Genomic DNA, 11,531 nt, shown 5'->3' on the forward strand with positions numbered 1-11,531 from the left:
ACTGGAACTTCGTCTGTTGACTTGTCTGGGTACGTAACTACTACTATCGCGTCTTTTTCACCCTCGGTTGCAGTATCTACTGGTATCTTATAAGCGAAAGTAGTGCCACTTGGAAGTTCACCAGCATTATCAATTGAGTTTTTAGCGTCTGGTGTTGAACCCGGAGCAACTGTTTGTCCCTTAGCAGTCGGCGTGTATTTGTCTGCTTCCCTAGCTGCTGGAGTAACTAAGTATGCTGCTGTAATCTTATCAGTGGATTTGTCAGGATAAGTAATGACAAGGTTTCCTTTTTCGTCGACGCTATATGTAGTACCTGGAGGGAAACTTGCATTTGCTTTTGTAGTTGCGGAGATAATCTTGTTTTTCTCATCTTCGCTAACATTGTTAGGATCAGCAACTTCTACTTTTTCACCTGCAACAGCATCAAGCTTCTTAGTAAGTTCCAAAACGGTAACTTTAAGGTCTCTCGTTACAACTGCATTTTTCTTACTTCTAACTGCGAAGGTCACAACAGTATCACCTGCTGGTTGTTCCCAATCAACAGTTCCTCCGTATCCGGCTGGACGGTGTTTAATAGTATCTGTTCCAGCTGTCTTTATGTAGGCACCTGTAGGAAGCAAGCCCTTGACACCGTCTGGATTATTAGGAACCCAAAAGTTTTCAATTTCATTTGATGCTGCTTCAACACCAATGTTAACAGACTCACCTGGATAAACCGTGATATGCGATCTGGTAACGAGAAGTTGGGTATTATCGTTTCCTCTTGAAACACCTCCATCCACTTCAGACTTTTCTGCACGAGTCGCTGTGACAGGAGCGCTCTTAGGAGATTCACTTTCGCCTACTGGTGTAGCTGTTGCAGTGATTTCACCTACAGGAAGGCTATTTGTTAGAGTAACTGTAGCTACACCTTGAGCGTCTGCTACTGCTTCACCAATAACAACACCATCATTATTGTAGAGTTTAACAGTTGAACCTGCTGTCGCTTTAGCAGTGACATCCGTTGTTGAACTTCCTTTTCCTTTAAGATCTGAAGTGATTTCTGGAGCCGCTACTGCAGCACGTGCTCTACGTGGTTTAGCCACTAAAGAGCCATCTTTAATAGTTTGAGTTGCTAACAAGTTTGCACTTGAAGCATCTGCAAAAGTCGCAACTACTGCTTCTTCTTTAGAATTTTGAGTAGTTTCAACTGCTTTTTCAACTTTTTCTTCAACAGCTGATGCTGGAGCTACTTCTACAGCTGGTGCTGCATAAGTTACATTCTCCTCGGCTGCAACTGGCTTAATTCCCTCTGCTGTAGAGCTAGTTTCTGGCTTAGCTTCTACTGTATCTGCTTTAACTGATGGAGCCACCAAAGCTGCCCCAACTGCAAAGACAAGCGAACAACCGAAAAGGAAATGTTTTCCCTTTTTGATCATACGCCAATTCTTTTGTTCTGCATTTTTACGATTAAAATACATGAATCTTTTCTCCTTATTTTAAAAATCAAAGCATGTCTTTAACATACATTTAATATTATAAAATAACTATTTAATAAAATCAATCCTTTTTCCTTTTTTATTTTTATATTTTCAAAATATAATGATAAGTCCAGCCGTTTCTTTTTTTGAAATACTTGTGATATAATAATAAGAATTAAAAAATATATATTATTTTTGTTTATTATAATCAAAAAATATAAATCAGTGATTCCTGATAACGCTCATATTTTTTAGCACGTACTGAGAAATCATCTTTGACTTTACGCAAGACTTTCTTGAGTTTACGACTCTGAGTTTTACGTTCATCCTTCCCTTAACGGGTGTCTCCTCAATATCTTGGCTCAGTTTTTCCAATTCTTCTTCAAGGACTTGAGCAAATTCAATCAACTGCTCTGAGGAGATAGGCTCTTCTTCATCCAGCTTAATAGCCTGATGGATAAGGAGAGTGATTTCTTCTTGAAAATAGATCTGTATCTGTTCTTGAAGTTTAGCGGAGAATCTCTCTGTCGCTTTCTTCCACACGAAACTATACTTGTTGGCATTGGCTTCAATCTTAGTCCCGTCAATAAACAAGCAATCTAAAGTCACTAACTCTTCCATTTTTAAACGAAGATTGAGGTCGATGAAAAGATCACGAATGAGTTCTCCCATCCCTTCAGCGACACGAAAACGATTGATGGTGCGATAGCTGACAACCAACTGTCCTGTTAGGTACTGCATAGCCAGATTTTCAATCATCATTTTTTCAATTTTTCGACCAGAGAACATCCCTTGTGAATAGGCAAATAGAAGAGTAGATACAAGCATTTTTGGGTGATAAGACGGGCGACCAAAGGCATGATAGAAGGCGTGGAAGTGACTGTCCTCCAAGGTATTCACCACTTTTTCAATAGTAAAGACGAGAAGGTCTTGTGGCAAGAAAGAACTGATTTCTAGTGATAAAGTTGTTTGATTTGTGTTATAGTGAATATGCATGGGATAGCCTTTCTAAATGGTTTATTATGCAATTCTATTTTACCAAGACTATCGAAACCATGCAAAAAAGCAACGGCACAAAACCGTTGCTTTTTTTGATAGAATCGAGACACTATTGTCTCAGACTTTTTGTTATTCTGCTACTTTTTCTCTTGTTTCTGGAGAGCTAGTTGCAGGAGTTATGTTTGACTCAGCTTGCTTATCGTTTGTTTCTGTATTGGCTGTTTCTGTGCTAGCTTCAGCTGGCTTAACTTTGGATTGAAATTCTTCGTTTAACAAAACGATTTCTTGAGCAAGAGATAAAAGAGCTTGCTTGTCTTTGCTAGCTGCTGCTAGTTTATCAAACAGAGCATCGACTTTTTCAAAGTCAGCATCAGAACCATTATTCACTTCCAAATAAGTATGAAGGGCAATAACTCCGTTGTATAGTTTTTGATAAAGAACTAAAACCTCTGGGTCTTGATTAGCATTCTCACGTTCAGTCTGAATGATTTGTGAAATTCGTTTTAGAAGATCTTGAACTTGCGTGTTTAGTTCATCAAGGTCTGCGTCCTCTTTATCTAGAGCAGCTTTCAGATTTTTCACTTCGTCAGCAAGTGAAGCTTTCACTCCTTCTTCTTTGACTTGAGCCACTAATTCATCAGCTTTTGATAAGAGTTCTACTACTTGACCTTTTCGAACATGATTACTTTGTTCTTCAGGCTTAATATCATCATACAAACCTTTCAAAAATTCATAGACTGCCGTTTTTGCACTGTGACCATCCACTTTTTCAGTATCTAAAATCGTTTCAGAAGGTTTATGAGCAACTGATTCATTCTTCACTGCTTCTTCTACCTCTAATTTTGTTTGATAGATTTCAGGGAAGAGTTTGTTTAAGTCAGTCGCCTTAAGGAAGGATTGTGACTGATAAAGGGTCCAAGTTAAGTTGGCAACCTTATTTCTAAGAGTGTCATTTAAACGACCATCTGACAGATGTTGATAGAAATACTTAATGTACTCGACTGTTGTAACTCCAGTACGATCATTAAAGTCCTGAAGTGCTTCTAGTTTAGCTTCAACTGCATCTAAACCAGCCTCATCTTGAGCCAATTTATTTTCTTGGAGTTGAGCCAAGAGATCCTTTTTAGGAAGTCCATAAGCATCCGTATCCAAGGTATTAATCTTATCTACTAAAGCTTGATATTTTTTGTCTAATGGACTGATTTCTGTTGGTTTTACACTAGAGTCAACGTGGATATACTGCTTGTCAAAGAGATCTAAAGCAGCCAGATAACCAGCTGTTGAGTTGGTTGAGAGCTTCTTCATATTTTCAGAGAATTGTCCCAAGGCAAGCTCAATTTGTCTTTGTAAAATTGGTTTATCTTTATAGACTTCACGACTTTCTGCTAGAAGTTGATCAACCTTATTTTGAACAGTAGCTTCATCAAAGGCTCCTGGTTGGTAGTTAGATTGCAAGGCAGGAATCTTATGTTTCAAAGCCACTTCATAGCCTTTAGTTTGTACTTTGATGTAGTGATTATGATCACCGTGAGGAATGACGAAGCTACCATTTTCAACCTGCAAACTATAAGGAGAAACGCCATCACGTAAAGCAGTTGTATAGAGTTCGTTTAGGAAATCAAGCTCTGCATCCCCTGTTTGGAGAGGAATACGAACGTGTTCCTTTCGAACTGCATAAGGATGAATGTGAGTTGGGTCATAAGCCTGGTCTGGATTTCCAAATACAAAGAATCCATTTGAAATTCGGATCGCTTCAATCGGAACACCATAGGTCTTTGAAATGTAAGCTATTTTTTCTTCATCACTAGCATCTCGAGAGAAACTTTCTACAGTCTTGGCAAGAGGTTTTACAGGCTCTGCCTGATGGTGACCATGTAAATGTTCTTGCGCTGCCTTAATCTGTTCTGCTGACAAATCTTTCTTAAAGAAATAGTGGGCATGGTCTCCATGTGAAACCACAAAACCTTGCTCATCTTCACTTATCACTCGGTCAATAGCAAAGCCATGATCGTGCTCTTCTCCATCATTATGATGGTCATGATTAGCATCTTCATGGTCATGGTCGTGCTCATGATCTTCACTTGGTTTGTTTGGATTTTCTACAGGATTTGACGGACTTACAAGACCTGAAAGTGGTATCAAACGAGCAATTTTTTGCTCCAAAGCAGACATACTACTATAAGGAATGAAATGGTAGTGATTGCCGTGTGGAATGGCTACCCCAGTTTCCGTACGACTGGTGATTTTAGCTGGATCAAAGACTAAGCCATCAGATTCTCGATAGCGTTGACTAACTGGTAAAGCATATAACTGAGCGAGAAGACTTTGGAGGCTATCCTCTTGATCTACCGGCGTGCTTGTTGCTGGGCTATCGGCTTGAGAACTTGGTGTAACACTTGAATTTGGTTTATAATCCGTTAGGCTTGGTTGACTTCCTCTTCCAGCTAGATAGGCTTGAGCTGCTGCTAATTCACTAGAAGATAGGGCACTCTTTGGAACGTAGTGATAATGCCCACCGTGAGGAACGATATAAGCATCACCTGTATCTTCAATGATATCTGCAGCATTAAAGACATAACCATCATCCGTTGTATATCGACCTTGTGCTCTGGCAGCAAGAACTTCCTCACTTGCACTACCACTATCTGATGTGTGTTCTTGTTTTTGCTGCTCGATTTGTTCTTTGGTGCGAATATTATCAGCGTGACTCACATCTTTTAGATAGACATAGTATTTACCGTCCACTTTGATGATATAGCCACCTTTAATCTCATTGACAATATCTTGATCACGCAACTGATAGTTCGGATCTTTCATGACCAGTTCTTCGCTAAAGATAGCATCATAAGGCACCTTACCATTATAGTAATGGAAATGGTCGCCGTGGGACGTTACATAACCTTGATCAGTGATCTTGGTAACAATCTGTTCAGCTTCTATTCCTTCCTTCTTGCTAACTTGATCTGGTGTCAGAGATTCATTCTTCTTAGCTTCAGATCCTTTACCGTCAACATAGGATACACGATTATCATCTTTTTTCTCAGGTGCTTGATGTTGATTTAAAGCATAAACGCAGATACTTAAAGCAAGGACCACTGCAGATCCTGCTAGATATTTTTTATTAATCTTCATAATCTCCTCATTTCAATTCTTCAGCTAAGATAGCCATATTTTCTTCTAGGTTTTCTATGTAGGACTTGTCATTTTGTGGGTCTGCCTCTAAAGGATTGAGGGTTTTCAGACTCACACCTGTTGATTTGACAAGTGTATCAGCTACCTTTGATGAAGCGTTACTCTCTGTAAAGATGGTTTTGACCTTATAAGTCTTTACAAATTCCTGGATTTCGGTTAACTGTCTTGGACTTGGTTCTTGGTCAGGAGAGATTCCTGCAATCCCAAGCTGATTGAGTCCAAATCGTTTTGCCAAATATGAAAAGGCTGTGTGTTGGGTCACAAATGTCTTTTGATTTGCTTTTTCAAAGATGGGTTGGTATTTCTTAGTTAAGTCATGAGCCTTAGCACTAAGGTTCTGTGCATTTTTCTGATAGGTATCCTTGTTGGCACTGTCCAGTTCGGATAACTTATCAGCAATTATCTGTGCTTCTTCTGCAACCTTTTCAGGATCTAACCATGTGTGAGGATCGTACAAGGTCTTCTCATCAATCCCATCTCCTGCCTGCATATCTTCTAAGCCAGGCACGCGCTCCAAGGTCATACCTTCAGATGCTTCCAACACCTTTACCTTGGACTTTTGTAGGCTTGGATCCAAACTTCCCGCCCATGACTCTAATGTGTGAGAATGATAAACAAAAACATCGGCATCATAGATGGCTGCAATATCATTTGCAGAAGGTTCAAAGGAATGGATACCAGAACTAGACTGAATCATCCGAACATCATTTAGATCACCTGAAACCTCTTTGACCATAGCATAGACAGGATAAAAACTGGTCACAATCTTCATCCCCTTAGTTTCATCACTCTTGTCTTGACTGGTCTTTTGTCCACAAGCTCCTAAGACAAGAACAAAGAAGGCAAGCATGAGCCATAGGATAGTTCTTTTTTTCATAACAACTCCTTAACTAGTATTTAACCATTTAATTAACTAGTAAACATTTTACTCCTAAAAATTTAAAATGTCAATATTTTTTATGCATTTTCATGAAAAAAGTGAGAACTAGATTTCATTCTTTGTTCTCACTAGTTATTTTTAACCCACGAATTTTAATCGCTTTGACTTGTTTTAGGCTTACTATTTTTTAGTAAGGCTATGAGATTTTCAGCTTGAGCCATAATACCATTGTTATCTATAGTTCCCAAAGTCAGATTATTTCGCAAACCAACCAAGGTTTCGCTAGCATTGGATTTAAGGCTTGCATCTGTGACTGTCTTTAATAGTTCCTCTGCTTCTTTTAGCTTAGCTTCTACCTTTTCAGTTTCAACCTGTGGTTCTTCCTCTGGAGATTCTTCTAGTTCATCAGCTGGTTCATCAGCTGGTTTAGTATCCTCTGGCTTTTCCATTTGCGGTTTCTCCTCAAGATTTTTTTCATCATCATTTTTTTCTGTCTGAGGTTTCTCCTCTGTTGGTTTCTCTGTTTGATTGCTAGCAGCTTGACTATTGTGGTTTCTGTGAACATGGTCGCTGGCATTTCCCCAACCATTATCTGAGTGAGGACGTTCTTCAGGATGTTCAACATAATATTTTACAGTCGCAAAGAGATCCTCTAAACTATAGCCTTTAGGTGCCTCATAGAGTCCTTCGTCAAACCAACCAAATTTAATGTTATGGTAATGGTCGTAATGAGGTATAATTAAGCTACCATTTTTAACTTCAACAGTATGTTGTAGATTGTAAGGAATATGATCAAGTGGAACCTTCTTAGCTGCTTTTACTCGATTGTAAATCGCTTCTGCTCCCTTAGCTTCAGTATTTCCTGAACTTTGATGATTTGTTGAAGGAGGTGTCAAACCTTTCTCTTTAGCATAAGCTTGACCTGCTGCTCTTTCAGCTTCAGACAAACTATCTTTCTTAATCCAATGACTGTGGCTCATATGCGGAGTTACATAGGCATCCCCCTCATCACTGGTGATATCACGGGGATCAAAGATATAGCCGTCTTCTGTTGTATACTTGCCTGCCAACTTGGCTACTTGAATCTCATTATCTGTGTAAGTTATTTGTGCATTTGGTTTTCCTAAACGTTCTGGATGACGAATCGGCGCTAGAAAAGCAAGGATATCATCAACTAACTTGACTTTATCACTTGACTCATCGTTGAGACGTTCCAATAGTCTATCCAAAGCGTCAAAATCAGCTTGGCGCCCTTTATTGGAAATCAAATCTTGATGAACTGCTGCTAGTAAATCATAAACTTTGTTGTAAAATTTTTGATCACCAGATACAAGATTGGTTTTCTTAGCTCCTAACTCATGAGACAAACTTTCTTGTTGAGCAAGTTTATCATCAATGGCTGCAACAGTTTCTGCTGAAAGTTCCTTGGCAAAAATATAACGCAAAATTCCATTCTCTTCGAAGACATAACCATCAACCACCTTTCGAATCGCCTGTTTTACCAATTTTCCATCAATTGGATTGCTTGGAGCTGGTTGAGGATTTGGTACAGGTTGTGGACTTGGTATTGGGGTAGGCTCTGGAGCAGGGATTGGAGTCGGAATTGGTTTTAATTCTTTACCACCTGCAGTAGTATGATTTCCTTGATAATTTTCAGAAATCATTCTCGCAATCCTCTGCTCTAAATCAGACATTTGAGAATAAGGGATAAAATGATAGTGATCCCCATGAGGCACTGCAACACCATTCGCAGTTTTTCTTGTAATTTGAGCTGGATCAAAGACAAGCCCATCTGATTCCACATGTCGTTGGCTGAGTGGCAAGGCATAAAGTTGTTTCAAAAGACTAGATACGTCTTCACTTGGACTTGCTTGATAACTATTATCCACTTGTGGGCTAACAGTTGGAACCCATCTTCTAGTATTTGCCTCAACATTACTATGATTTGTTTGTCCATATGAACTACTATTCGATGCCTCTGATGAGCTATTGCTAGAAGAATTTGTTGAAGGACGATACCCCACTGAGCTTGTTTGGCCACCTTTACCAGATAGGAAGGCTTGGGCAGCAGCAAGTTCGCCAGCTGATAAGTCACTCTTAGGAATATAATGGAAGTGATTGCCATGTGGAACGATGTAAGCATCGCCAGTATCCTCAATAATATCACTTGCATTAAAAACATAGCCGTCATCCGTAGTATAACGTCCCTGAGCCCTTGCTAGGGTAACTTCATTGCTAACTTTTGTTCCACTACCATGTCCGTGTTCTTGCTTCTGACGATTGATCTCATCCTTACTACGAATATTTTCTGCATGGGATGCATCTTTGAGGTATACATAATAGCGACCATCAACCTTAATGACATAACCACCCTTGACTTCGTTGACAATATCCTCATTTCGAAGTTGATAATTCGGATCTTTCATCAGAAGTTCTTCACTAATGATAGCATCATAAGGAACCTTGCCATTATAGTAATGATAATGGTCTCCATGTGAAGTTACGTAGCCTTGATCGGTAATCTTAACGACAATCTGTTCTGCATTAATACCTTCTCGCTGACTAACCTCATCTGGCGTCAGATTTTCAGTCTTAGCACTAGCCTGATTCCCTTCTATATAAGACACACGATTAGACTCTTTGCTAGTCTGTAACGCTTGGTAACGCCCCAATTCATAACTGGAAAGGCTTAATGCTAAAAGAGCTACCGAACCAAGAACATATTTTTTATTGATTTTCATCTAAACACACTTTCTATTTTCATTTATTCGTTAAAGAAGAACTATACTTTTCCTCAAGAACATCCTTAACCGGTTAAATATCGATTTAGAAAAATAACTCACTTTTAAAACTCCTCCTATTTTCTATATTTCAAACAAGATTTGAGCGAGTGAGTTACCTCTTTATGTGCTTAACCAGTTATTTAACTAGTTAATAGTTTACTCCTATAACATAAATCTGTCAAGAATTTTTTTGTCTTTCAGGTAAAATCTAAATAAAAAAGAGGAATATCTCCTAGTATGAGATAGATTCCTCTTTATAATATTTTAGTGTTGAAACGGCATAAAATCCGAAACAAAGGAAATGTTATCCTTATCTTCTGCGTTGACAAAATTTAAAAATAGCTTTTGAAATTCTTCAAATTCATAGTCTGAATGACAAATCCACTCCTTACCCGTTGAGACATACCATTTTCCAAGACTTGCAAGTTGCTCCTTGGTCAAGGATGGTACATGAGAGCAATGTTCAAAGTTAATAATATAAACTTTTTCATAGATTGATTTGATAAAATCTTTTAGCATAAACTTTCCTCGCTTAAATTCTATACCTAATAACTAGTTGTACTATTCAATCACTTGGGTTTCAGCTAGTTTCTTGTACCAGTGAGCTGATTTCTTCGGATAGCGTTCTTGTGTTTCAAAGTCCACATAGAAGAGGCCATAGCGTTTTTCATAACCATTTGACCAAGAGAAGACGTCCATGAGTGACCAGATGAAGTAGCCTTTGACTACTGCTCCATCAGCAATGGCATCAGACAATACTTCCAAGTGTTGTTTCACATAATCAATACGGCCATCATCGTAAACAGTGTTGTCCACAAATTCATCTTTGTATCCAAGTCCGTTTTCAGTGATGTAGATCTTCTTGTAGTTTGGATAATCCTTTTTCACGCGCATGATTTGGTCGTATAATCCTTGAGGATAGATAATCCAGTCCCAGTCAGTGCGAGGTACATAGTCAGGAGCTACACGACGACCAACACCCTTAATTTGGTACTTAGAGCTTCCTTTTTCCCCTTTACCGTTGTGGATGATCTCAGTTTCACCATCAAAAGCTTCCATCCAATCGCTCATATAGTAGTTAATTCCGAGGAAGTCATTCAAATCTTTAGCTGCTTCAAGCGCTAAAAAGTCTTCGTCACGCAAGTCAAGCTTTCCACCATTGGCAGCCAAGATAGCCTCTACCCCTGCCAGGGTCTTTTCAGAGTAGTGCCCCAGATAAGTTGCATCCAAGATAAATTTGTTATGGATAATGTCCTCCAACTCTGCCGCAATAACATCTGCAGGATTTTTAGGATCCAATGGATACTTAGTTGGAAGGGCGTGAACAACCCCGATTTCACCTTTATAGCCTTTGTCTTTGTACAATTTCACAGCACGAGCATGAGAAACCATCATATTGTGGTGGGATTGGAAGACTTTCGCAAGATCATATTGAATACCTGGTGGGAATTTACCGACCAAGTACTGACCATCACCGATTGGACCAATTTCATTAAAGGTTGTCCAGTAGTTTACTTCTGGGAATTCTTCAAAACAGAATGCCGCATAATCTACAAAGTGTTCGATATTTTCACGATTTAAGAAGTCTCCATTTGAGTGAAGAGCTTCAGGTGTATCAAAGTGATGAAGAGTAACGAACGGTTCTACATGGCGTTTATGACATTCTGCAAATAAGTTATGATAGAATTCTACCCCTTTCGGATTTACTTCACCATAACCAGTTGGGAAAATACGTGACCAAGCAATGGAAATACGGATACCGTTTACCCCATATTCCTCAGCCAACTGCAAATCTACTGGATATTTATGATAGAAGTCACTCGCTGGTTCAGCTGTGTACCAATAGTTATCAGCAAGGTATTTGTCCCAAGCAACAGGACCTTTACCATCTGTATGTGTAGCACCTTCTGCTTGATAAGCTGCTGTTGCGCCACCGAAAATAAAATCTTTAGGAAGTGTTTTTGTCATTTTTTCACCTATTTCTTGATTGTATTAAATGAAAAGTGAGGGGAGAGGAGTTAGTGAGCCATCCATCTCCATCTCACTTCTTGTACCAAGTCACCAAATAGTGACATGAGGAGGTAAAAACGATATCTTTTTACCGACGAATTAATAAGGCGATTAGGAAATTCGACATAGCGATTTCCGTAACGAGAGGAAACTATTTCATAGTCCCTATTATTAATCGAATTGTGACATGAGGAGGTAAAAACGATA

8 protein-coding genes are annotated in these 11,531 nt (G+C 39.0%); 1 reads left to right on the forward strand and 7 read right to left on the reverse strand.

The window, feature by feature from the left end; translation table 11 throughout:
* On the reverse strand, positions 1 to 1,460 hold a 1,460-nt coding region (locus HMPREF2805_RS04530), incomplete at its 3' end, for a Rib/alpha-like domain-containing protein (protein WP_186822555.1).
* Positions 1,461 to 1,682: 222 nt separating this feature from the next.
* Positions 1,683 to 2,456, reverse strand: a complete 774-nt coding sequence (locus HMPREF2805_RS10625) for a transposase (protein WP_261676282.1) — start codon at positions 2,454 to 2,456, stop codon at positions 1,683 to 1,685.
* Here HMPREF2805_RS10625 and HMPREF2805_RS11470 point away from each other — a divergent pair.
* On the forward strand, positions 2,417 to 2,626 hold the full coding sequence (locus HMPREF2805_RS11470; protein WP_083301282.1) for a hypothetical protein: 210 nt from the start codon (positions 2,417 to 2,419) through the stop codon (positions 2,624 to 2,626). The genes HMPREF2805_RS10625 and HMPREF2805_RS11470 overlap by 40 nt on opposite strands.
* Here the strand turns inward: HMPREF2805_RS11470 and HMPREF2805_RS04540 are convergent.
* From HMPREF2805_RS04540 to lacG, 5 genes are all read right to left on the reverse strand, one after another.
* Positions 2,589 to 5,591: a pneumococcal-type histidine triad protein gene (locus HMPREF2805_RS04540; protein ID WP_075231576.1), complete on the reverse strand. Its 3,003-nt coding sequence runs from the start codon at positions 5,589 to 5,591 to the stop codon at positions 2,589 to 2,591. The genes HMPREF2805_RS11470 and HMPREF2805_RS04540 overlap by 38 nt on opposite strands.
* A 7-nt stretch (positions 5,592 to 5,598) precedes the next feature.
* Positions 5,599 to 6,528: a metal ABC transporter solute-binding protein, Zn/Mn family gene (locus HMPREF2805_RS04545; protein WP_075231577.1), complete on the reverse strand. Its 930-nt coding sequence runs from the start codon at positions 6,526 to 6,528 to the stop codon at positions 5,599 to 5,601.
* A gap of 155 nt (positions 6,529 to 6,683) precedes the next feature.
* Positions 6,684 to 9,272 (reverse strand): pneumococcal-type histidine triad protein, encoded by a 2,589-nt coding sequence (locus HMPREF2805_RS04550; protein WP_075231578.1) that lies wholly within the window; start codon positions 9,270 to 9,272, stop codon positions 6,684 to 6,686.
* A 306-nt stretch (positions 9,273 to 9,578) separates the two neighbouring features.
* On the reverse strand, positions 9,579 to 9,833 hold the full coding sequence (locus tag HMPREF2805_RS04555; protein WP_075231579.1) for a DUF3884 family protein: 255 nt from the start codon (positions 9,831 to 9,833) through the stop codon (positions 9,579 to 9,581).
* A gap of 42 nt (positions 9,834 to 9,875) precedes the next feature.
* Positions 9,876 to 11,282: a 6-phospho-beta-galactosidase gene (gene lacG, locus HMPREF2805_RS04560; protein ID WP_075231580.1), complete on the reverse strand. Its 1,407-nt coding sequence runs from the start codon at positions 11,280 to 11,282 to the stop codon at positions 9,876 to 9,878.
* Between the last annotated feature and the right edge of the window lie 249 nt (positions 11,283 to 11,531).

It is taken from the genome of Streptococcus sp. HMSC034E03 (assembly GCF_001811505.1).
In the GTDB taxonomy this organism is placed as follows: Bacteria; Bacillota; Bacilli; order Lactobacillales; family Streptococcaceae; genus Streptococcus.